The 20,808-nt window shown below is 64.8% G+C and carries 29 protein-coding genes; 15 read left to right on the top strand and 14 right to left on the bottom strand.

The window, feature by feature from the left end; translation table 11 throughout:
* Positions 1-17: 17 nt before the first annotated feature.
* From FXB40_RS39625 to FXB40_RS39615, 3 genes are all read right to left on the bottom strand, one after another.
* Positions 18-716 carry a glutathione S-transferase family protein gene (locus FXB40_RS39625; RefSeq protein WP_148777693.1) on the bottom strand — a complete coding sequence of 233 codons (699 nt, stop codon included), beginning with the start codon at positions 714-716 and terminating at the stop codon, positions 18-20.
* A 111-nt stretch (positions 717-827) separates the two neighbouring features.
* Positions 828-1,058: a hypothetical protein gene (locus tag FXB40_RS39620; RefSeq protein ID WP_148777692.1), complete on the bottom strand. Its 231-nt coding sequence runs from the start codon at positions 1,056-1,058 to the stop codon at positions 828-830.
* Complete coding sequence (locus FXB40_RS39615; RefSeq protein WP_148777691.1) at positions 1,055-1,834, bottom strand: sulfite exporter TauE/SafE family protein; 780 nt, start codon at positions 1,832-1,834, stop codon at positions 1,055-1,057. The genes FXB40_RS39620 and FXB40_RS39615 overlap by 4 nt, the downstream gene beginning before the upstream one ends.
* Positions 1,835-2,158: 324 nt before the next feature.
* Between FXB40_RS39615 and FXB40_RS39610 the strand changes: the two genes are divergently transcribed.
* The 4 genes from FXB40_RS39610 to uvrB all read left to right on the top strand — a co-directional run bounded on the left by FXB40_RS39610 (position 2,159) and on the right by uvrB (position 6,817).
* The gene (locus tag FXB40_RS39610; protein ID WP_148777690.1) at positions 2,159-3,070 is read left to right on the top strand and encodes a LysR substrate-binding domain-containing protein; all 912 of its coding nucleotides are present in this window, start codon (positions 2,159-2,161) and stop codon (positions 3,068-3,070) included.
* A gap of 174 nt (positions 3,071-3,244) precedes the next feature.
* Positions 3,245-3,472 (top strand): hypothetical protein, encoded by a 228-nt coding sequence (locus tag FXB40_RS39605; protein WP_027534256.1) that lies wholly within the window; start codon positions 3,245-3,247, stop codon positions 3,470-3,472.
* 36 nt (positions 3,473-3,508) lie between these two features.
* Positions 3,509-3,739 (top strand): hypothetical protein, encoded by a 231-nt coding sequence (locus FXB40_RS39600; protein WP_148777689.1) that lies wholly within the window; start codon positions 3,509-3,511, stop codon positions 3,737-3,739.
* A gap of 93 nt (positions 3,740-3,832) precedes the next feature.
* Entirely contained in the window at positions 3,833-6,817 is a 2,985-nt protein-coding gene (gene uvrB / locus FXB40_RS39595; protein ID WP_148777688.1) for an excinuclease ABC subunit UvrB, read from the top strand.
* Between the two features lie 91 nt (positions 6,818-6,908).
* On the opposite strand, the gene FXB40_RS39590 is transcribed toward uvrB, so the two are convergent.
* The 4 genes from FXB40_RS39590 to FXB40_RS39575 form a co-directional block, all read right to left on the bottom strand.
* Positions 6,909-7,271, bottom strand: a complete 363-nt coding sequence (locus FXB40_RS39590) for a hypothetical protein (RefSeq protein ID WP_148777687.1) — start codon at positions 7,269-7,271, stop codon at positions 6,909-6,911.
* 7 nt (positions 7,272-7,278) lie between these two features.
* Entirely contained in the window at positions 7,279-7,665 is a 387-nt protein-coding gene (locus FXB40_RS39585) for a hypothetical protein (protein WP_148777686.1), read from the bottom strand.
* A 105-nt stretch (positions 7,666-7,770) separates the two neighbouring features.
* Complete coding sequence (locus tag FXB40_RS39580) at positions 7,771-7,950, bottom strand: hypothetical protein (protein WP_148777685.1); 180 nt, start codon at positions 7,948-7,950, stop codon at positions 7,771-7,773.
* Between the two features lie 85 nt (positions 7,951-8,035).
* The gene (locus FXB40_RS39575) at positions 8,036-8,269 is read right to left on the bottom strand and encodes a hypothetical protein (protein WP_148777684.1); all 234 of its coding nucleotides are present in this window, start codon (positions 8,267-8,269) and stop codon (positions 8,036-8,038) included.
* Positions 8,270-8,467: 198 nt separating this feature from the next.
* Here FXB40_RS39575 and FXB40_RS39570 point away from each other — a divergent pair, with 198 nt between their 5' ends.
* From FXB40_RS39570 to FXB40_RS48415, 5 genes are all read left to right on the top strand, one after another.
* Positions 8,468-8,743: a hypothetical protein gene (locus tag FXB40_RS39570; protein WP_148777699.1), complete on the top strand. Its 276-nt coding sequence runs from the start codon at positions 8,468-8,470 to the stop codon at positions 8,741-8,743.
* Between the two features lie 195 nt (positions 8,744-8,938).
* The gene (locus FXB40_RS39565) at positions 8,939-9,379 is read left to right on the top strand and encodes a nuclear transport factor 2 family protein (protein ID WP_148777683.1); all 441 of its coding nucleotides are present in this window, start codon (positions 8,939-8,941) and stop codon (positions 9,377-9,379) included.
* 221 nt (positions 9,380-9,600) lie between these two features.
* Positions 9,601-10,518, top strand: a complete 918-nt coding sequence (locus FXB40_RS39560) for a hypothetical protein (RefSeq protein WP_148777682.1) — start codon at positions 9,601-9,603, stop codon at positions 10,516-10,518.
* A 173-nt stretch (positions 10,519-10,691) separates the two neighbouring features.
* The gene (locus FXB40_RS39555; RefSeq protein WP_148777681.1) at positions 10,692-11,123 is read left to right on the top strand and encodes a hypothetical protein; all 432 of its coding nucleotides are present in this window, start codon (positions 10,692-10,694) and stop codon (positions 11,121-11,123) included.
* Positions 11,124-11,271: 148 nt separating this feature from the next.
* Complete coding sequence (locus FXB40_RS48415) at positions 11,272-11,409, top strand: hypothetical protein (protein ID WP_187437467.1); 138 nt, start codon at positions 11,272-11,274, stop codon at positions 11,407-11,409.
* A gap of 65 nt (positions 11,410-11,474) precedes the next feature.
* On the opposite strand, the gene FXB40_RS48410 is transcribed toward FXB40_RS48415, so the two are convergent.
* The 3 genes from FXB40_RS48410 to FXB40_RS39545 form a co-directional block, all read right to left on the bottom strand.
* Entirely contained in the window at positions 11,475-11,621 is a 147-nt protein-coding gene (locus tag FXB40_RS48410; RefSeq protein WP_027534250.1) for a hypothetical protein, read from the bottom strand.
* 199 nt (positions 11,622-11,820) lie between these two features.
* Positions 11,821-12,300, bottom strand: coding sequence for a MaoC family dehydratase (locus tag FXB40_RS39550; RefSeq protein ID WP_148777680.1), 480 nt, complete (start codon positions 12,298-12,300; stop codon positions 11,821-11,823).
* Complete coding sequence (locus FXB40_RS39545; RefSeq protein WP_148777679.1) at positions 12,300-12,752, bottom strand: MaoC family dehydratase; 453 nt, start codon at positions 12,750-12,752, stop codon at positions 12,300-12,302. Before FXB40_RS39545 ends, FXB40_RS39550 begins: the two co-directional genes overlap by 1 nt.
* Before the next feature lie 159 nt (positions 12,753-12,911).
* Between FXB40_RS39545 and FXB40_RS39540 the strand changes: the two genes are divergently transcribed.
* Positions 12,912-13,208 (top strand): DUF4282 domain-containing protein, encoded by a 297-nt coding sequence (locus tag FXB40_RS39540; RefSeq protein ID WP_045003742.1) that lies wholly within the window; start codon positions 12,912-12,914, stop codon positions 13,206-13,208.
* 18 nt (positions 13,209-13,226) lie between these two features.
* Here FXB40_RS39540 and ychF read toward each other — a convergent pair whose 3' ends face one another.
* From ychF to FXB40_RS39520, 4 genes are all read right to left on the bottom strand, one after another.
* Positions 13,227-14,324 carry a redox-regulated ATPase YchF gene (gene ychF / locus FXB40_RS39535; RefSeq protein ID WP_148777678.1) on the bottom strand — a complete coding sequence of 366 codons (1,098 nt, stop codon included), beginning with the start codon at positions 14,322-14,324 and terminating at the stop codon, positions 13,227-13,229.
* Between the two features lie 5 nt (positions 14,325-14,329).
* Positions 14,330-14,935: an aminoacyl-tRNA hydrolase gene (gene pth, locus FXB40_RS39530; RefSeq protein ID WP_148777677.1), complete on the bottom strand. Its 606-nt coding sequence runs from the start codon at positions 14,933-14,935 to the stop codon at positions 14,330-14,332.
* A gap of 58 nt (positions 14,936-14,993) precedes the next feature.
* Positions 14,994-15,734: a 50S ribosomal protein L25/general stress protein Ctc gene (locus FXB40_RS39525; RefSeq protein WP_148777676.1), complete on the bottom strand. Its 741-nt coding sequence runs from the start codon at positions 15,732-15,734 to the stop codon at positions 14,994-14,996.
* A gap of 260 nt (positions 15,735-15,994) precedes the next feature.
* Entirely contained in the window at positions 15,995-16,246 is a 252-nt protein-coding gene (locus FXB40_RS39520) for an accessory factor UbiK family protein (protein WP_148777675.1), read from the bottom strand.
* A 184-nt stretch (positions 16,247-16,430) separates the two neighbouring features.
* On the opposite strand from FXB40_RS39520, the gene FXB40_RS39515 reads away from it, so the two are divergent.
* From FXB40_RS39515 to FXB40_RS39495, 5 genes are all read left to right on the top strand, one after another.
* Complete coding sequence (locus tag FXB40_RS39515) at positions 16,431-17,180, top strand: dienelactone hydrolase family protein (protein WP_148777674.1); 750 nt, start codon at positions 16,431-16,433, stop codon at positions 17,178-17,180.
* An 8-nt stretch (positions 17,181-17,188) separates the two neighbouring features.
* Positions 17,189-18,034, top strand: a complete 846-nt coding sequence (gene lgt, locus FXB40_RS39510; protein ID WP_148777673.1) for a prolipoprotein diacylglyceryl transferase — start codon at positions 17,189-17,191, stop codon at positions 18,032-18,034.
* Between the two features lie 20 nt (positions 18,035-18,054).
* Positions 18,055-19,173: a class I SAM-dependent methyltransferase gene (locus FXB40_RS39505; RefSeq protein WP_148777672.1), complete on the top strand. Its 1,119-nt coding sequence runs from the start codon at positions 18,055-18,057 to the stop codon at positions 19,171-19,173.
* Positions 19,173-19,940, top strand: a complete 768-nt coding sequence (gene pgeF, locus FXB40_RS39500; protein ID WP_148777671.1) for a peptidoglycan editing factor PgeF — start codon at positions 19,173-19,175, stop codon at positions 19,938-19,940. Before FXB40_RS39505 ends, pgeF begins: the two co-directional genes overlap by 1 nt.
* A 119-nt stretch (positions 19,941-20,059) precedes the next feature.
* A complete protein-coding gene (locus FXB40_RS39495; RefSeq protein ID WP_148777670.1) occupies positions 20,060-20,677 on the top strand; it encodes a hypothetical protein in 618 nt (205 codons plus the stop codon).
* Positions 20,678-20,808 lie beyond the last annotated feature (131 nt).

The raw sequence follows: 20,808 nt of genomic DNA, 5'->3' as shown, positions 1-20,808 counted from the left end.
ATTCTGCCAAAGTAGTGCTAGACCGCAAACCCCGGCGATTTCCGCGCCATGCCGTCGAATGCATCGAGCAGTTTTTCGCGCCAGGCATAAACGGGATCATCGGCCTCGAGCAGCTTGAACGGGCTCACCACGCGCGCCCACTGGAAGCCGCCGAACACGATGTAGTCGGCATAGTTCGGCGCGTTACCGCCGATGAAGGGCTGCTTCTTCAGCGTCTGCCGCATCACTTCGAGCGATTTGCGGAATGCGACCACGCCGGTGTCGCGGCTGGACATGATCTCTTCGAGGCTCTTGCCGCCGAAACGCGCCTCGCGCGACTGGCGGAAATAGGCGGCATCAACCTCGGCCAGGTTCTTGGGAATGTCGGCGATGATCAGTGGAAAAATGCCGCCGACGATGGCGATGTCGCCCCACGCATTGAGCATGCGCGCCATGGCACGACCGCCCTCGCCGCCGAACAGCGAGGGACGATCCGGAAAATTGTCTTCGAGATAATTCGCGATCGCCCAGGAATCCACCACGGGCTTGTCGTGATGCAACAGCACCGGAACCTTTTCCGAGCCGTGCGGCGCGATCGTGCTCTTCTCAGTGAATCGCCAGGGCAGCGATTCCGCCGTCAGCCCCTTATGCGCCAGCGCCATCCGCGTGCGCCAGCAATACGGGCTGAAGGGGCGCGAGGCATCGGTGCCGACGAGTTCGTAGAGTTTGAGCGACATGGTGGGTTCCGTCATTGCGAGCGCAGCGAAGCAATCCAGTCTGCCGCTGCGGAGACATTCTGGATTGCTTCGCTTGCGCTCGCAATGACGTTGTTGAGGCAGAAGAGCGTATCACCGCCCGTTGGTTCGCAGCAGCCTTTCGCCGTCTTCCGTCACCGCGATGATCAGCCCGATGCCGGGCAGCGTCTCGCGCGCGACAAAACCGCGATCGGCGGCGTCCTCCCAGATGGTGAGGCGCGGGCACGAGGTTTTCCAGGTCGAGATCACCTCGGCATAGGCGCGCGGCTCGCGCGCGATCCATTCGACGAAATCCAGCACCAGCGGGTCGGCCGTCTCGCTCATTGCAAACCTCCCTTGTCGAAGGCGGCCAGCACCGGTGTGCGAACCATGAGCCAGCCGCCATACATGATGTAGTAGCAGGCGATGGTGGTGATCAGCTTGTTCGACCAGGCGACGAATTGCTGGTCGGTCATGGCTTCGAGAATGCGCCGCGCCAGCGTGGTGCCGAGCATCGAGGCCAGAATCGCGACGCCCGCGAGCACGGGATCGAGCGTGGCGGCCTGGTCGATGACGCCGCCGAAATAGATCAGTTTTGTGAAATGGCTGACGAGCTGGCACATCGCCTTCGTTGCGACCTTCTCGCGGCGGCCGAAATCGCCGCCGAGGAAGAAAGTGTCGAGCAGCGGGCCGGAGACGCCGGTCATCAGCATCAGGCCCATGCAGATCGTGCCATAGACGGTGCCCTGCCAGAGGCGATCCGGATCCGGCTTGATATTCGTCGGCAGCAGCCGTGCCATGAACGGCGTGGCACCGAGCATCAGCAGCGCCATCGGCTTGTCCGGCACGTAGCGGGTGAGCGACCAGGCCGCCAGCGCAATGGCAGCGCCGACCATGTAGTTCGCGACCGGCCGCCAGCGGATATGTGCGCGCCACAGCAGCGCGCGCCAGCCATTCGAGGCCATCTGCGTGATCGCATGCAGCACCATCGCGGTCGGCAGCGGCATCAAGGCCAGCAGCACGCCGATCAGGATCAGCCCGCCCGCCATGCCGAACAGCCCCGACAGGAACGCGGTGCCGACCATCAGCAATCCAAGGGCAGCGATCATGATTGATGTCACGTGGGTCTCCGGTGTCTCAAGTAAGGGACGCAAACTGCCTGCACTCCCTCGCCCCGCCCTTGCGGGGAGAGGGTGGGGTGAGGGGCCGCATCCGCACTAAAAGTAGTAGTTGGACTCGCGGAGGGCCCCCTCACCCGCCACGCTCTGGCGCGCAATTGCGCTGCCGAGCGTGTTGGCCTCTCCCCGCACGCGGGGAGAGGCGAAGAGCACCGCCTCCGCCGCAACAAATCAGCATGAATTACGCTGATGTTTGTGCCTCGCTTGCCCCCTTCGCGCAAACTGAGTTATCTTGGCCTGGCATCAGCTTTCCTGAGGGTCCATCGTTTGCGGCGGCTGCTCTTTCTCAACGGCATCAAGGCATTCGAGGCGGCGGCGCGCACCGGCAGCTTTGCCGCGGCCGGCATCGAGCTGAGCGTGTCGGCGGCCGCCGTCAGCCGCATGGTGCACCTGCTGGAAGAGCGGCTCGGCGTCGCGCTGTTCGAGCGCAAGGCCAACAAGCTGGTGCTGACGCAGGCAGGTCGCGCCTATCAGAGCGGGCTGACGCCGATCTTCGACGCGCTCGCAAGCCTCACCGCGCAGGTGACGGCGCCGTCAGGCGTGCGCGTGCTCACGATCGGCGTCGGACATACCTTTGCGATGCGCTGGCTGATCCCGCGGCTGTCGGAGTTTCGCAGCGAGGAGCCCGACATCGAGGTGCGCTTCACCACAGGCGGCGCCGAGGTGCCGTTCGGCGAGGACTGGAGTTGCGGCATCAAGCTCGGCGCCGGCGACTGGCCGGGGCTGGTGGCCGAGCCGCTGTTCGCCGGCGATCTCACACCGGTCTGCGTGCCCCGTCTCGCCTCCGGCCTCAAGCGCCCGGCCGATCTCAAGGGCCCGAGCCTGATCCGCGTTACCCATTCAACCGAGGACTGGCCGATCTGGCTGAAAGCCGCGGGCCTCCCCCGCATCAACGCGCGCGGACCGGAGTTCCAGTTCTACGGCCAGGCGCTCCAGGCCGCCGCCGACGGGCTCGGCATCGCCATGGGCATCCGGCCCTATATCGACGACGACCTCGCCGCCGGACGCCTGATCGCGCCGTTCGACCTCTCGGTGCCCAAGGGCATGCGCTGGTACCTGCTCTACCGCAGCTTTCAGACCGAGCAGCGCGATTTTGCCGCGTTCCGCCGCTGGATCATGCGTTCCGCGGCGGAACCCGCAGCCCGGCCGCGGCGGTCCGGGCGCGCCGGACGGAACTAGATTCTTGTTTTGAAGCGTTTTCTTTACGCGAACCGGTATCCACTTCGCTCGAAAACGCTCTGGCCCATCACCCTTTCGGGTGAAAAAGCCGGCTGCTTGTGAACGACTTCACATTTCGAAATCGGCAAATGTGGTCCTCTAACCCTCCGACAAGAGAGTATTTGGGGACTACCAATGACGACCCTTTACGACGGCTTTGACATCGAATCCTTCGAAGCTGGCAAGGGACTGTGGCACGCCCGGATCCGGCGCGCCGATTTCAGCCCGGTTGCCATCGACGGCGTGCTGTTTCCGGCCATGGAGGTCGGTTTCGCCTGGCCCGATCCGGACGCCGCGATCGCGGACGCCAAGCATCACATCGATCGTTTCCGCCGGCGTGCCGACGACAGCGACGACGAATAGACCCGGCGACCGACGGCGTCAGGGGGACACCGGTTCATGTCAATCATCGACTTCGAAGACGCTCCGCAGCCGAGGATTTATTCGCGCAAGGTGCTGGCGATATGCCCGGAATGCGACGGCGATCTCACGGTGCTCCGCGTGATCGGCGGCCGCGCCGGGTGCGAGTATTGGACTATGCGCTGCAACGACTGCGGCGGGATCCATCTCGACATCCTCAAGCCGCGCCTGACGGTCGTGGACGGCGACGGACCGCTGCCGGCGGCGTAATCTCGAATCCTGCTGCCAACCTGCTGTCAGCAGTCTGCGCACGGATGGTCATTCACCCTTTTCTGGGCGGCGGACTCGTCCCATATTCCGGGCATGGCGAAGAAACCTGCTCCCCCAAAATCCCCGAAATCCAAAGCACCTAACTCGAAGGCCCATCGGCCCGATGTGCAGCCGATCGGGCCGGCCCTGGCCGAACTGCTCAATCCCGCGATCAATCGCGGCGATGCCGGGCTGGGATCCGGCACCGGGCTGCAGCCGCCGCCGGACAATTCGCGCGACCGCCGCGCCGGAGGCGAGGCCGCCGCGCATCGGGCGCGCGCCTCGACGCCGAAAGAGTTTCCGCAGGATAGTGCATCGGGCAGCGCGACTCGTGGCTTACCCCTCTCCCCGACCCTCCCCCGCAAGGAGGGAGGGAGCGGAGAGGCTGGTGGATTTGAAGAGGCGCCGCAGGCCAATTACGGAACAGCGGCTACCATCCCGACGCTCGATCCGGAACTGGCCCGCCAGCTCGGCCTTCCCACCGAGGAGGACGACGCCGAGGCGCTGGCGCGTCCGCCGCGCAACAAGATGGAGGCGCTCGGCGTCAAGGCGACCGCCGAGGCACTGGAGTCGCTGATCCGCGAGGGCCGGCCGGAGTTCCGCAGGGATGACGGCTCCACGAAAGTGTGGACCCCGCACCGGCCGCCGCGGCCGGAAAAGTCCGAAGGCGGCGTGCGCTTCGAGATCAAGTCGGAATACGAGCCGCGCGGCGACCAGCCGACCGCGATCGCCGAGCTCGTCGAAGGCATCCAGCGCAACGACCGTTCGCAGGTGCTGCTCGGCGTCACCGGCTCGGGCAAGACCTACACCATGGCCAAGGTGATCGAGGCGACGCAGCGGCCCGCCATCATCCTGGCGCCGAACAAGACGCTGGCCGCCCAGCTCTACGGCGAGTTCAGGAGCTTCTTCCCTGACAACGCGGTCGAGTATTTCGTCTCGTATTACGACTACTACCAGCCGGAAGCTTACGTTCCGCGCACCGACACCTATATCGAGAAGGACTCGTCGATCAACGAGCAGATCGATCGCATGCGCCACTCGGCGACCCGCGCGCTGCTCGAACGCGACGACGTCATCATCGTCGCCTCGGTGTCCTGCATCTATGGTATCGGCTCGGTCGAGACCTACACTGCGATGACCTTTGCGCTGAAGAAGGGCGAGCGCATCGACCAGCGCCAGCTCATCGCCGACCTCGTCGCGCTCCAGTACAAGCGCACGCAAGCCGATTTCACCCGCGGCACGTTCCGGGTGCGTGGCGACGTCATCGACATCTTCCCGGCGCACTATGAGGACCGGGCCTGGCGCGTGAACCTGTTCGGCGACACCATCGAGACCATCGAGGAATTCGATCCGCTCACCGGCCACAAGCAGGACGAGCTCGAATTCATCAAGATGTACGCCAACTCGCACTATGTGACGCCGCGCCCGACGCTGGTGCAGGCGATCAAGTCGATCAAATCCGAATTGAAGATGCGGCTCGACCAGCTCCACGACCAGGGCCGCCTGCTCGAGGCGCAGCGGCTGGAGCAGCGCACCACCTTCGACCTCGAGATGATGGAGGCGACGGGGAGCTGCGCCGGCATCGAGAACTATTCGCGCTATCTCACCGGGCGCCTGCCCGGCGAGCCGCCGCCGACGCTGTTCGAATACGTCCCCGACAACGCGCTGGTGTTCGCCGACGAGAGCCACGTCACCGTGCCGCAGATCGGCGGCATGTTCCGCGGCGACTTCCGCCGCAAGGCGACGCTGGCCGAATACGGCTTCCGCCTGCCCTCCTGCATGGACAACCGCCCGCTGCGCTTCGAGGAATGGGACATGATGCGGCCGCAGACGGTCGCGGTGTCGGCCACGCCGAGTGCCTGGGAGCTGAACGAAAGCGGTGGCGTGTTCGTCGAGCAGGTCATCCGCCCGACCGGACTTATTGATCCTCCCGTTAATATCCGCCCCGCCCGCACCCAGGTCGACGATCTCGTCGGCGAGGTGCGCGCCACAGCCCAGGCCGGCTATCGCTCGCTGGTCACCGTGCTGACCAAGCGCATGGCGGAGGACCTCACCGAATATCTGCACGAGCAGGGCATTCGCGTCCGCTACATGCACTCTGACATCGACACCATCGAGCGCATCGAGATCATCCGCGACCTTCGCTTGGGCGCCTTCGACGCGCTGGTCGGCATCAATCTGTTGCGCGAAGGCCTCGACATTCCCGAATGCGCGCTGGTCGCGATCCTCGACGCCGACAAGGAAGGTTTTTTGCGCAGCGAGACCTCGCTGATCCAGACCATCGGCCGCGCCGCGCGCAACGTCGACGGCAAGGTGATCCTCTATGCCGACCAGATGACGGGCTCGATGGAGCGCGCCATCGCGGAAACCAATCGGCGCCGCGAAAAGCAGGTCGAGTACAACACGGAGCACGGCATCACGCCGGCGAGCGTCAAGAAGAACATCGGCGACATCCTCAACTCCGTCTACGAGCGCGACCACGTGCTGGTCGAGGTCGGCGGCCGCGACATGACCGACGACGTCATCTCGATCGGTCACAATTTCGAAGCCGTGCTCGCCGATCTCGAGACGCGCATGCGCGAGGCGGCTGCCGATCTGAACTTCGAGGAAGCCGCGCGCCTGCGCGACGAAGTCAAGCGCCTGCGCGCCACCGAGCTCGCGGTCGTTGACGACCCCACCGTCAAGCAGCGTACCGTCGCAGGCAAGGCCGGCGCCTACGCCGGCACCAAGAAATACGGCGACGCCGCCAACCTCCCGGTCAGCGCCATGAAGAAAAAGACCGTGAGCTCCGCGCTGAAGGCAAGCGGCGGCGGAGGCGCCGGCAGCGGCTCGAAGGTGCACAAGCCGCATCTCGACGAGATGCACGGCCCGGAATCGCTGCCCTACCGCGAGAAACAGGCGCTGCCGTCAAAGCCGTTCGGCAGCACCAGCCGGATCATCCAGCCGACGGACTCAAAGCAGTCGGGGCCGGAGTTCGGGCCATCGCCGCGGTCGAGCGGCGGCGCGCCGGGACATAGGGGTGGGTGGAAGAAGAGGTGAGCGACGCAGTATCGTCCGCGCTTGTCGTGGCTGTGGATTCCGGGCCCGCCGCCTTGCGGCGCCCCGGAATGACGAGAGAGATTGAGGCTTCTCACCCCGCGATCGTCGCCAGCAGCGACAACAGCAGCACAGATGTCATGAGCTGCAGCGACGTCGCCGGCTTTGCGCGCCAGCCGGCGATCTTTCCAGAGAGGGGCAGGCTGGCATCGAAGAATTGCGCTTCGTAGCCGCTCTTGATCCGCGGGAATGCAGATCCGACCGATACGACGAAGATGCTGTAGAAGATCGACGCCATCGCAATGGTGAGGACAGGACTGCCGCCGCGATAATCTCCCAGGAGTTTGACCATCAGCGAGGCGGCGGCGAAGATCGGAAAACCCTGAAGGATTGTGGTGAGCGCAAAGCCTTCGAGCCAGTTGAGCGGGCCGGATTTCGAGGCCCTGATGAAGGGCATGATGCGATCACCCCACGCTCGCCGTCACCACCGCCATCACCGACAGCAGCAGCACGATGGTCACGAGTTGGAGCGAGGCGACCGGGTGGGTGCGCCATGCGGTGATCTTGTCGGAGAGCGACAGGGTGCAATCGAAGAATTTTGGCTCGTAGAGAGTTTTGAAGAGTGCCGGGAAGCTCGGCCCGAGCGTGACCGCGATGGTCGCATGAACCAGCGAGGCGAAGGCGACGAAGATGGCGACGCCGGGGTCGCCAACAAGATCGTTGTTGCCGCACAGCTTGAGCAGCAGCGCGGCTGCGGCGAAAGTCGGAAAACTCTGGAGGACCGCGGTCAGCGCAAAACCTTCGAGCGCGTTGCGCAGGCGGGACTTTCTTGCGGCGGCGGTGACGGCCATGGCACGTCTCCCTGGTGACATGCGGATGATGTTAGCCGCAGCGGGAGGCGCGCGATGTGAGATGGCTCACGCCCCGGCCCGCAACAAAGGGCGGACCGAACGGCATCAGAGCTGACGGAAAAATACGAGGTAGATGGCGAGGCCGATCGTCGAGAACGACAGCAGGACGCCGAGCCAATTGTATTTGACGCCCCGCGAGCGAAACACGCTTCTGACGAAAGCAACGAAGAAACACACGAACAGGATTGCGAGAACGACGCCCCACAAGAACTTCCCGACGTCCATCGCCCCTCGCCCGACTCAACCCCAGCGTTTGCGGATGGATCTTACCATCCTGACATGCCGGACAGAAGGGCGAGGTTTTGGTCCCCTACAGCTTGCCTTGCCCGTTCACCTGGCTCTGCTGTTGCTGCTTCTCCTGCTCCTTCGCATGATGCCTGCCGTAGAGGCAGCCGGCGGCGGCGCCGAGCACGCCGTGATGGCCGGCATAATGGCCGGCGACGCCGCCGACGACGGCGCCCTTGATGCAGCCCTTGGCGTTGGCGGCGGAGGTCGCGCCCAGCATGAGAAGGGCGGCGGCGCAGGCGATGAGCGGGGATTTCATGATTGGTGTCTCCGGATGCGATGTCGGCACCTTAACGGGCGTGGACGGGCTCGGGTTCCAGCGCCCTGGTCTTTCGCCAGGACGACACCGAATACGCGGCGCGCGCTCGCGCATCTCCACAAGTCCCCGTTGAACCTCCCTCTCCGCTTGCCAGACCCATTCCGGGGCGTTGTGCGCGCCGGCTGGGTATGTATGTCGATGAAAGTCGCGTTGCTTGCAATCTTGGGGCTGTTCCTGGGGGCGTTGGGCGGAGCCGCGCTCGGCATCGGGGCCGGGCTCGCCTGGGTCGAAATCGCACAGACCACGAGCTTCGAAGGCTATAGCGGCATGCTGGTATTCCTCACCTTCATGCCGCTGGGTGCTGCGATCGGCGGAGCCGGCGGCGCGGCTTTATTCGCCGTACTCGCCATGCGCGACGACGCTATCGCGATCGAGCGGGCCCCCGCAGCGGAACCGGCGCGGAGCCAAGACTGATCGAACACCGGTAAAATTACGGGGTTCTATTGTAAATCTCACATTTCGCGCTCACTTGTGCATTGCAAAAACGTGAATTGCGTTTTGGCCGAAATACCCTATTTGTTTGTGTACTAATGAATTAGCAACCCGCAGCACCTACTGTGCATGGGGTTGTTTTCCGTTTTTCTGCAAGCCAGTTTCAGGACGCCCAAAATGACAGAGCACAGCCTCTGGCGTTTCTCGCGTGCGTTGCACCGCGCGATCAACGACCGGCAATTCGAGGATATCGAGGCCCTGATCGACGAGGACGTCGAGTGGGCGATCTATGGCCCGATCGACATGTTTCCGTTCCTCGGCGCGCGCCAGGGCAAGGCGGCCGTGCTCCAGGTCATCCGCCAGCTCGCCGACAATTTCCGCGTCCGCCGCTTCGACCGCGAGAGCATCATGCTGGGCGTCGATTCCGCCTCCTCGATGCTGCGCTATTCGCTCACGGCGCTGGATTCCGACAAGCCGATCAGCTTGCGCGTCGCGCAGTTCGCCCAGTTCAGGGCGGACCGGCTCATCAGCATGCGCGTGCTGATCGACACGTTCGACCTGGTCGAGCAGGCACTCGGCCGCGCCATTCATCTGCCAAAGATGACAAGCGTCGGCTGAGGGGACACCAACGGGCTCCGCAAGTCGGGACCGATCGATTGATGCTCCCGCGACGTGTTCCGGCCTCCAGCCCCGCCGGACGCCGTCGTGGAGATGCTCGTCATCGGGCGCGCGCGTCTTGTGCGCGGCCCGTTGGTTCGTCATTCTGCGTGAGGCGAACGCCACAATTTCGCAACGATAGTTCCGCATCCTGTGCGCGAACTGGGCTCGCGGGCAGGACGATGGAATTTTCGACAGGTTTTGGCTGGACCAGGCTGCCGCTGGCGGCTGCGTTCATTTTCGGCTCGGTGCTGGCGGCCTCAGCCCAGATCATCCCGCCCTTCTCCCCTCCCCCCGCCGCAGCGGCGCCCGACGATGACGCCGAGGCCGCTGAGACCGCCGATGTCAACGACCCCGACGTGCTCAAGGGTATCGACGTCGACAAGCTCGACTGGAGCCAGCTCGCCATCGACGCCGGCACGCTCAACGACCTCATCGCCGCCAAGAAGCGCGCGCAGGCCGCCGCCAAGGACGGGATGGACTGGTCGACCAACGCCAATACCAACGGCTCCTCGGGGGTGAAGGTGAAGCAGTCGGTGTCGTCGTTCTGGGACACCCGCGTCGGCGCCGACATGACGGTGGCGAAAGAGCCGACCACGATGTCGGAGTTGATGGCGCAGAAGGCCGCCAATGGCGGCAACCTGCCGCAATCCTCCGGCAGCGCCTGGGCCGCCGCGACCGCGCCGGGCGCAGGCCCCGTCTGGGACAAGACCGCGGTCGAAGCCCGCGTCGATCCCGGCGCCGAGCAGAGCAAGCTCGGGGCGTCGCTGACCAAGTCAGTGCCGCTGTCGACCGATTATTCGCTGACGCTCCAGAACAGCTACAGCGTCAACCAGCAAGGCAGCACGGCGCTGCCCGGCGTCGTCGGCCACGTCAGCCGCAATTACGAGACCGACCAGTCCGCCAAGGTCGAGATCACCGGCACCGGCACCAGCGTCACCGCCGGCCAGACCATGTCGACCACCGACGACAAATGGCTGCGCAAGTTCGGCGCCGAGCAGAAGCTGTTCGACAACGTCACCGTCTCCGGCTCGGTCGGCGAGACCTCGCAGGGCGCGATCAACAAGAGCCTGACCGCGGGCTTCAAGAAGAGCTGGTGAGCCTTCTTTAAGACTCCCCTAACCATACGCCACGGCAAAACCCCCGAATGGTCCGCCCTTGCCGCAACTCGGCCCCGTTGCGGTCAAAATCGGACTCCCTGATGCACCGGCCTGACACACGTCGTCGTGCGGGGGACACTCGCGCTGCGCTCAACGCGAATAGGGGAACAACGATGAACGCCATGCGTCCGGAAAAGACCGAGACCACCGCCGAGACCGAGACGGTCGACACCAACCTCGCCGCCGTGACGGAAGTCGAAGCCGGCATCCGCGATTTCGTCCGCAACGACATCGCCTATCTGCGCCGGCCGGCCGCGACCACCACGGCCACCGATGCGCCGCCGCTCGATCCGAGCGCAGAAGCCACCGTCACCAACGTCAACTCGCTGATCCAGCGCGTCGCCGGCACCTCGCTTGCCGAGATCGAGAATCTGATCTCCGAGCTCGAGAGCCTGCGCGACCTGCTCCACGCCGAAGGCCAGCGCGTCCAGCGCGAGATCTCCGGCTACGCCCAGCTCAGCCAGGCCGCGATGAAGTCGACCCGCATGATCGCCGACAATGTCGCCCAGTGGAAGCGCGCCGCCGACGGCCTGCGCAACAGCTGATCATTCGTACAAGCATCACCAGCCGCCGCGTTCCGGAAGGGGCGCGGCGGTTTTGATTCCGGGTGCCGCTCTTGAACCCGCCACCCATCCCCGGCGACCAATGCCAAGCGCCCGCAGCCTTTGCGGCCGGGCTCGGGGACATTTTCAGATGGAAAGCATTCGGCCCGATAACACGGACCCGATACCGCTGCGGCCCGCGCCGAACCAGTTCGGGACCATCATGCTGCGCTTTGTCGGGTTGCTGGCGGTTGCGATCGCGATTTTGGCGTTCGTCTATAGCCGCTGAGGGCGGAGGCCGCGTCGCGGCCCCACGCGGAGGCCACTTCGTGGCCCCGCGGAGTTAACGAGCGCTTAACGGCTGGCGTCGACGCTCGAGGCTTCCAGGGTGTAGGCGCCGTCGGCGTAGCCCTTCACCACCATGCCGGCCACCAGCATCACGGCCAGCGTCGCGGTAGCGAAGATAAATCCGACCAGCTTGAGTGCGCCGCGGTCTGCCATTGTTCTCGTCCCCTGTCCTCTGCCCAGTTCGTTCAAATAGACAGCGACAGGTTCATAATTGGTTAGCAACTCGATGGTTCCAGCAGCTGCTTCGCGGGCCGGCCATCTCGAAAAGGCTTATGGCAGCGGCCCGGAATCGCGTCCATAGCGCGCGGGCAACACTCGCGCGTTGTTTTCGGCCGTTCATCCTGGAACTGGTCTAAGCGCCCTTCCGCATCGGCACGAAGGCGCTAGCGGTGATGGAATAGACCTCTTCGCCACGCTGGTTGGTGCCGGTGGTGCGGGCGGTCAGGATGCCCCAGCCGGGACGCGAGGCGGAGGTGCGCTTGTCGATGACGGCGTTGGAATAGCTGATGGTGTCGCCGGCCAGCACCGGCTTGATCCAGCGCAGGTCGCGAAAGCCCGGCGACGGCCCCCACACCGCGACCTCCTCGCCGCGCGCAGCGGCCTCACGCGCCAGACGCTGGCCGTCCGCGACAAGCAGGCTCATGCAGGCCGAGCCGACATGCCAGCCGGACGCGGCGAGCCCGCCGAACAGCGAGTTCTTGCCCTCCTCCTCGTCGAGGTGGAAGCGCTGCGGATCGAATTTGGCGGCGAAGGTCTTGATGGACTCCGCCGTGAAATCGTACGTGCCGATCTCGCGGCGATGGCCGATCTCGATCTCCTCGAAGAATGGCATCAGACCGTCCCCTCGCGCCGCGCGATCAGGATCGGCGAGGTCATCTCGCACAGCGCTTCGCCCCTGGCGTTGCGCATCGTGCATTTGAACTTGACGATGCCGAGGTTCGGCCTGCTCTTCGAGGTCCGGGCTTCCACGACGTCGACGTCGAGCATGAGGTCGTCGCCGGGCCGCAAGGGAGAGAGCCAGCGCACCTCGTCGACGCCAGGAGATCCCAGCGACGCGGCGCGGGTAATAAAACCGTCGGCCATCATCCGCATCATCAGCGAGCAGAGGTGCCAGCCCGACCCGGACAGGCCGCGCAGCATGCTTTTGCTGGCGGCCTCCTCGTCCAGGTGCATCGGTTGCGGATCGAACTCGGCGGCGAAAGCCAGGATCTCGTCACGGGTGACATGGCGCGGGCCGAACGTTCCATACCGGCCAGTCGGGAAATCTTCGAAGGTCAGGGTCATCTTGGGAATGCTTTGCGTGAATGACAGATTGTGGCCGCACTTTGCGGCAATCTCAACCCGCCGGCCCGCATGGCTCGTGCTACATTCGGCGAGTCGGGCCGGACCTGCCTCATTGTCGGATTGACGCAGCCGGGGGCGCCATTTGCCCGGGGGAGAGAGATGTTTTCATTCAGCGATCTGTTTCAATGGGACCGCTTCATCACGCCGACGATCATCAAGACCTTCTACTGGCTGGTGATCGGCGTGATCTGCCTGTTCGGGCTCTCCGGAATCTTCGCCGGCCTCACTGCGATGGCGATCAGCCCGTTCGCCGGCTTTCTGGTCGTGCTGGAATCGATCGCGGGCGTCGTCGTCGGAATCGTGTTCTCGCGCATCGCCGCGGAATTGATCCTGATCGTGTTCCGCATCAACGAGCATCTCGGCGCGATCCGGGATCAGGGCGGTGGGGTGCGATGAGGCACCCCTCTCCGCGCCTTACGTATTGAACCGGAAATGCATCACGTCGCCGTCGGCGACGACGTATTCCTTGCCTTCGAGGCGCAGCTTGCCGGCATCGCGAGCGCCGGCTTCACCGTTCAGCGCCACGTAATCCTCATACGCAATGGTCTCGGCGCGGATGAAGCCCTTCTCGAAATCGGTATGGATCGCGCCCGCCGCGCCCGGCGCCTTGGTGCCGCGATGGATGGTCCAGGCGCGCGCTTCCTTCGGCCCCACCGTGAAATAGGTGATGAGTTCGAGCAGCCGGTAGCCGGCGCGGATCAGGCGATCGAGACCCGCTTCTTCGAGACCCAGCGTCTCCAGGAAGTCGGTACGCTCTTCACGCGAGATGGTGGCGATCTCGGATTCGATTTTTGCAGAGATGACGACGGCAACCGCGCCCTCCTTCGCTGCCTGCTCTTCGACAGCCCTGGAGAAGCCGTTGCCGGTGGCGGCCGAGCCCTCCTCGACGTTGCAGACGTAAAGCACCGGCTTTGACGACAGCAGGCCAAGCATGCCGAAGGCGCGCTCCTCTTCCGCCTTGCGCTCGACGAGGCGCGCCGGCTGGCCCTCGCGCAGCAGCACCAGCGTGCGGTTGACGAGGTCGAGCTGCTCCTTGGCGTCCTTATCGTTGCCCTTGGCCTTCTTGCTGAGGTTGTCGACGCGCTTCTCGAGGCTGTCGAGATCGGCGAGCATCAGCTCGGTCTCGATCGTCTCGATGTCGGCGAGTGGGGCAATCTTGCCCTCGACATGGGTGATGTCGGAGTCTTCAAAGCAGCGCACGACATGCACGATGGCGTCGACCTCGCGGATGTTGGCGAGGAACTGATTGCCGAGGCCTTCGCCCTTGGAGGCGCCGCGCACGAGGCCCGCGATGTCGACGAAGGTCAGCCGGGTCGGAATGATCTGCGCCGATTTGGCGATCGCCGACAGCTTGTCGAGCCGCGGATCGGGCACCGCGACCTCGCCGACATTCGGCTCGATGGTGCAGAACGGATAGTTCGCGGCCTGCGCCGCGGCCGTCTCGGTCAGCGCATTGAACAAGGTCGACTTGCCGACATTGGGCAATCCGACGATTCCGCATTTGAATCCCACGAGCGTTATTCCTTGCCGTTCTCGTCCTTGGTCAAAAATCCCTTCGCCTGCATCGCGAGATGCACCCTGTTGGCGAAGGTCGCGTCCGTGCCTTTGACGATCAGTGCGGCATGCTCGGCCACCGCATCGCAGAGCGTCGTCACCCAGTCGTTGTCGGCCTTGGCGAAGTCCGACAGCACATGGCCGTGCACCATCTCCTTGACGCCGGGATGACCGATGCCGAGCCGGACCCGGCGGTACTCGTTGCCGATATGGGCCGAGATCGAGCGCAGGCCGTTATGCCCGGCGATGCCGCCGCCGATCTTCACCCGCACCTTGCCCGGCGGCAGTTCGAGCTCGTCGTGAAACACCGTGGTGTCGCCCGGCGCGATCTTGAAGAAGCCTGCGGCTTCCTGAACGCTGCGACCGGAGTCGTTCATATAGGTCGTCGGCTTGAGCAGGATCACGCGCTCAGTGCCGAGCGTGCCTTCCGAGGTCTCGCCCTGAAAGCGACGGCGCCATGGTGCGAAACCATGACGCCGCGCAATCTCGTCGACGGCCATGAAGCCGATATTGTGCCGGTTACGTGCGTATTTCGCGCCGGGATTGCCGAGCCCAACAAAGAGTCGCATGACGCGGCGCGCCCCTCGCTCGGCGCGCGATCAGAGACCGCGCGCCAGCTATGAGAGATTACTTCTTCTTGTCGCCGCCGGCCGGAGCCTTGGCAGCAGGAGCCTTGGCAGCCGCCGCCGGAGCAGCAGCACCCGCGGCCGGAGCAGCACCTGCCGCCGGCGCAGCTGCACCAGCTGCCGGAGCCGCGCCACCAGCAGCAGCCGCAGCCGCGGCCTTCTGCTCTTCGGCGTAGCCAGACGGCGGCACGATGGTGACGAGGGTCGCGTCCTCGCGGGTCAGCGCCTTCACGCCGGCCGGCAGCTTGATGTCGGCCAGATGCAGCGAGTGACCGATTTCGAGCGAGCCGACGTCGGCTTCGATGTACTGCGGGATGCTCTCGACGCCGCATTCGAGCTCGATCGCATGGGCGACGATGTTGACGGCGCCGCCGCGCTTCACGCCGGGCGAGCCTTCCGCCTTCACCACGTGCAGAGGCACGCTGATGCGGATGGTGGCGCCTTCGCCGAGCCGCATGAAGTCGACATGGATCGGGAAGTCCTTGACCGGATCCAGATGGTAGTCGCGCGGAATCACGCGGTGCTTCTTGCCTTCGAGGTCGATGTCGACCAGCGTGGTCAGGAACCGGCCGGCGAGGATGCGCTGACGCAGTTCGCGATCATCAACCGAGATCGGGAGCGGGGGCTGCTTGTTACCATAGATCACTCCGGGCACTTTCCCGGCGCGACGCTCAGCCCGGGCGGCCCCCTTGCCGCTCTTCGGACGCGCGGTCGCCTTCAATTCCTTGACGGTCGTCGCCATAGTCTAAGTCCTTGTTTTTGCAAAAGTTAATGGGCCGCAGCGCGGCCCATCGCATCGTTCGCAGCAAGCCTCCAGGGGTGCGGGGGCCACGAACTGCCGGGCTTTTACCCGGAAGATGCAGAAATGACAAGGAAATGCGGGGATTTTTTGCTGGGGACGGCTGTCGCCCGTAACCCGTCGTTCCGGGGCGTGCGGAGCATCGAACCCGGAACCTCGAGATTCCGGGTTCGCGACTTCGTCGCGCCCTGGAACGACAAGCCCTACCCGCCGAGCTTGGCTTCCAGCGCGGCGATGCGGGCCTTCAGGGCCTCGTTCTCTTCGCGGGCGAGGCGGGCCATGTCCTTGACCACCTCGAACTCCTCGCGCTTAACCAGGTCCATGTCGCGCAGGAATTTTTCGGCCTGGTTGCGCAGCACCGTATCGAACTCACGCTTGGCGCCCTGGGCAGCTCCAGCGGCGTCGTTCATCAAGCGGCCGATCTCGTCGAAAAACCGGTTGGTGGTCTGGGTCATGTCGGTCTCCTGATCGGTCTCTTGGCGGCCTGCGATAAACTTTGCGCGAACGCGCGGAAAGACAATGGCAATCCGCGGAGGCCGGTTCAAGGGCCGCGCGGCGGTATCCTTGTCATGCCCCGGTTTCCTTGCAATCGTATTCAACGTCCCTGCATAACAAGAATCACAAGGCGGAACGCAAGACATGATCGAGCAGCAGATCGCAATTCCCACCAAGGACGGCCACACCGCCACCTTCATCGTCCATCCCGAGCGCGGCGGACCGTTCCCGGTCATCCTGTTCTACATGGACGCGCCGGCGATCCGCGAAGAGCTGCGCGACATGGCGCGCCGGCTCGCCACCTCAGGCTATTACGTGATGCTGCCGAACCTCTATTACCGCTCGGGCGTAGTGGAGCTCGGCGCGCTGCCGGCCGATCCGAACGCGCCGGAGCGCAAGCGCATGTTCGCGCTGATGGGCTCGCTCACGATTCCCATGATCATGGACGACACGCGCGCACTGCTCACCTATGCCGAAGGCCAGACGGCCGCGAACACCAAAATCATCGGCACCGTCGGCTACTGCATGAGCGGCCGCTACGCCGTCAACGCCGCCACGCATTTTCCCGATCGCGTCAAGGCGGCCGCCTCGGTCTACGGCACCCAGCTTGCGACGGACCAGGACGACAGCCCGCATCTCGCGGCAAGTAAGACCAAGGCCGAGCTCTATTTCGCCTGCGCCGAGACCGACATCTATGCGCCGACCGAGATCATCGAGAAGGTCAAGCAGGGCATGAGCGGTGCCAAGAACGGCGCCAAGGCCGAAGTCGAGATCTATCCCGGCACCCATCACGGTTTCGCCTTCCCCAAGCGTCCGGTCTATGACCGCGACGCCGCCGAGCGGCATTGGGAGCGGCTGCTGGCGCTCTATCGCCGCAATCTTGTCCAGTCATAGAAGGCGCGATGCCCTTTCTGCTCATCGACTTTCCGTCCTTCAACCCGATCGCGGTCGCGATCGGGCCGTTCGCGATCCGCTGGTACGCGCTGGCCTATATCGGCGGCATCGTCATCGGCTGGCTCTACGCGCGCTCGCTGCTGAAGAACGAGCGGCTGTGGGGCGGGCCCGCGCCGATGTCGCTGGTGCAGGTCGACGACTTCATTCTCTGGGTCACGCTCGGCATCATCCTGGGCGGCCGCACCGGATACGTGCTGTTCTACAATTTGCCCTTCTTCATCGATCATCCCACCGCGATCTTCCGGCTGTGGGAGGGCGGCATGTCGTTCCACGGCGGCTTCCTCGGCTGCGTCGTCGCGGTGATGTGGTTCGCCTATCGCAATGGCATCTCGATCCTGTCGCTCGGCGACATCACGACCGCAGTCGCCCCGATCGGGCTTCTGCTTGGTCGCATCGCGAATTTCATCAACGGCGAATTGTGGGGCCGCGCCACCGACGCAAGCCTGCCCTGGGCCATGATCTTCCCCAACGATCCCTCACACCTGCCCCGCCACCCGAGCCAGCTTTATGAAGCCGGCATGGAGGGCATCCTGCTGTTCACCGTGCTCGCGATCATGATCCGCCTCGGCGCGCTGAAGCGACCCGGCATGATCCTCGGCGCCTTCATCCTGATCTATGGCCTGACCCGCATCGCCGGGGAGCATTTTCGCGAGCCGGACGTCCAGCTCGGCTTCCTCTGGGGCGGATTAACCATGGGCATGCTGCTGTCGATCCCGATGCTTATCGTCGGCGGTATACTTATTGTATGGGCTGTCAGGCGCGGTGCGCCGAGGCCCGCCGAGGCCATTCGTTAAATTCATTTCGAGAAGACCACGTGACCGAACAGCCACTGCTCAACGAGATCAAGGCGCTGATCAAATCCTCAGGCCCCATGCCGGTCTGGCGGTACATGGAATCGTGCCTGATGCATCCGCGCTACGGCTATTACCTCTCGCGCGATCCATTGGGCCGCGAAGGCGACTTCACCACCGCGCCCGAAGTCAGCCAGATGTTCGGCGAGCTCCTGGGATTGTGGACCGCCTCGGTCTGGAAGCAGATGGGCTCGCCGCAGTTCCTGCGCCTGATCGAGATCGGCCCCGGCCGCGGCACCATGATGGCGGACGCGCTGCGCGCACTGCGCGTGCTGCCGCCGCTCTATCAGGGGCTCAGCATTGATCTGGTCGAGGTCAATCCGGTCCTGCGCGAGCGGCAGCAGGCGACATTGTCAGGTGTGCGCAACAACATCGCCTGGCACGACAGCATCGACGACGTGCCCGAGGGACCGAGCATCATCCTCGCCAACGAATATTTCGACGTGCTGCCGATCCACCAGATGGTGAAGCGCGAGAGCGGCTGGCACGAGCGTGTGGTCGAGATCGACCCCAACGGCAAGCTTCAGTTCGGCGCGGCCGCCGAGCCGACGCCACGCTTCGACGTGCTGCTGCCGCCCTTGGTGCGCGCAGCTCCGGTCGGCGCGGTGTTCGAATGGCGGCCCGATACCGAGATCATGAAGCTCGCCACGCGCGTGCGCGACCAGGACGGCGCGGCGTTGATCATCGATTACGGCCATCTGCGTAGCGATGCCGGCGACACCTTTCAGGCCATCGCGCGCCACACCTTCACCGATCCCCTGAAGGCGCCGGGCCAGGCCGACGTCACCGCCCATGTCGACTTCCAGGCGCTCGCGCGCGCGGCCGAGGATGTCGGCGCACGCGTGCACGGGCCGGTGACGCAAGGCGATTTCCTCAAGCGCGTCGGCATCGACACCCGCGCGGCCGCGCTGATGCAGAAGGCGACGCCGGAGGTGGCCACCGACATTTCCGTGGCACTGAAGCGACTGACCGACACCGGACGCAGCGGCATGGGCGCGATGTTCAAGGTGCTCGGCATCTCCGAACCGCGGCTGACGGCCCTTGCCGGCCTCAGCGATCTCGAACAGGCCGGAGGCCGTTGATGTCTCTCACTTCGTCGCTGCTGTCGGCGGTGCCGGGCCTGCGCCATTCCTTCTTCACGCGTGAAGGCGGTGTCTCGAACGGCATCTATGCGGCGCTGAACGGCGGGCTCGGCTCCAACGACGATCAGGCTCTTGTTGCAGAGAACCGTCGCCGCATGGCCGAGCATGTCGGCGTTGCGCCGGAGCGCTTCCTCAGCCTGCATCAGATCCATTCGCCCGACGTCCTCGTCGCCGATGCGCCCTGGCCAAGCGGCCCGCGGCCGAAGGGCGATGCGCTGGTCACGAAAACGCCCGGCATCGCGCTCGGCGTCTCCACCGCCGATTGCGGACCAGTGCTGTTCGTCGACCCCAACGCGCGCGTCATCGGCGGTGCCCATGCCGGCTGGAAGGGCGCACTCACGGGCGTGCTAGAATCGACGATTCTAGCGATGGAAAAGCTCGGCGCCACCCGCAGCGGCATCATCGCCGCGATCGGCCCGTTGATCCGGCAGGACAGCTACGAGGTCGGCAACGAGTTCGTCGCGCGCTTCATCGAGGCGGATGCAGACAACGCTGTGTTCTTCATCCCGTCGGTGCGCGAGGGGCACGCGATGTTCGACCTCGCCGGCTTCATCCGCAAGCGGCTGGAAGCCGCCGGCATTTTGATGATCGACGATCTTGGCATCGACACTTACGCCGACGAGCGCTTCTTCAGCTATCGCCGTTCAGTTCATCGCAAGGAGCCGGATTACGGCCGCCACATCCACGCGATCGCGCTGGAAGGGTGAACACACCGGCAACGTCGTTTCGTTCCGGGGCGATGCTCAAACTTCGCGCTGGTAATGCACCGGATCTTTGGCGCCTCTGCCCTAGACCTTAATCGATTTTAACGATATCGCTGCCCTTAATGAGGGAAGCGTCATCCATCTTGCGCCGCGCGAGCTCGCGCGTGCTGGCGGTCATGCTGTTGGCAGCGGCGACCGCGCTGGCCGGCTGCGCCGGCGGCAACGCCCCCGCCAATTCCTACGCGATGGCGCCAAGCGCCGGCTCCGGAACGACGGTCGCCTTCGAATCGATCGACGGGCCGCCGCCGCAGGTGTTCGACCGCATGGTCGGCGTGCTCGACAGCGAATCCAAGCTGCGCAGTCTGTCCGTGGTCTCCCGCGAGGGGACGGCTGCCTACCGCGTGCGCAGCTACCTCTCCGCCCAGGTGGTCCGCGGCAAGACCGTGATCGCCTGGGTCTGGGACGTCTACGACGCCAACCAGCAGCGGGCGCTGCGCCTCTCCGGCGAGGAACCGACGGCAGCCAAGGCCGGCCGGGACCCCTGGCAGGCCGCCGATGACCTCGTGCTGCGGAAGATCGCCCAGGCCGGATTCAGCGGACTTTCCAATATGATCAGCGGAACGCCGGCAGACGCGCCGGGCTCGGTTCCAGGCCTGCGCGGCCCGGCCGTGGCAAGCGTGATGCCGGAGGCGCCGGCGCCGGAGATGCCGGCCTCGGCGCTCGGCTATGCCCAGCAATAACCACCGCTAAACCACGGGCCCAAGTACCAGCCAAGCTGTTGGCCCGACTCAGGATTTCAGAGGGAAAACGTAGCATCCCGGGTTGCCATTGCAGGCTTCGGCCTGATATTTCCTCGCCCGTCGTAACCGTG

It is taken from the genome of Bradyrhizobium rifense (assembly GCF_008123425.1).
Taxonomy (GTDB): Bacteria; Pseudomonadota; Alphaproteobacteria; order Rhizobiales; family Xanthobacteraceae; genus Bradyrhizobium; species Bradyrhizobium rifense.
Note: the sequence above shows the minus strand (reverse complement) of the source record. Positions and strands in the feature narration are given on the sequence as shown.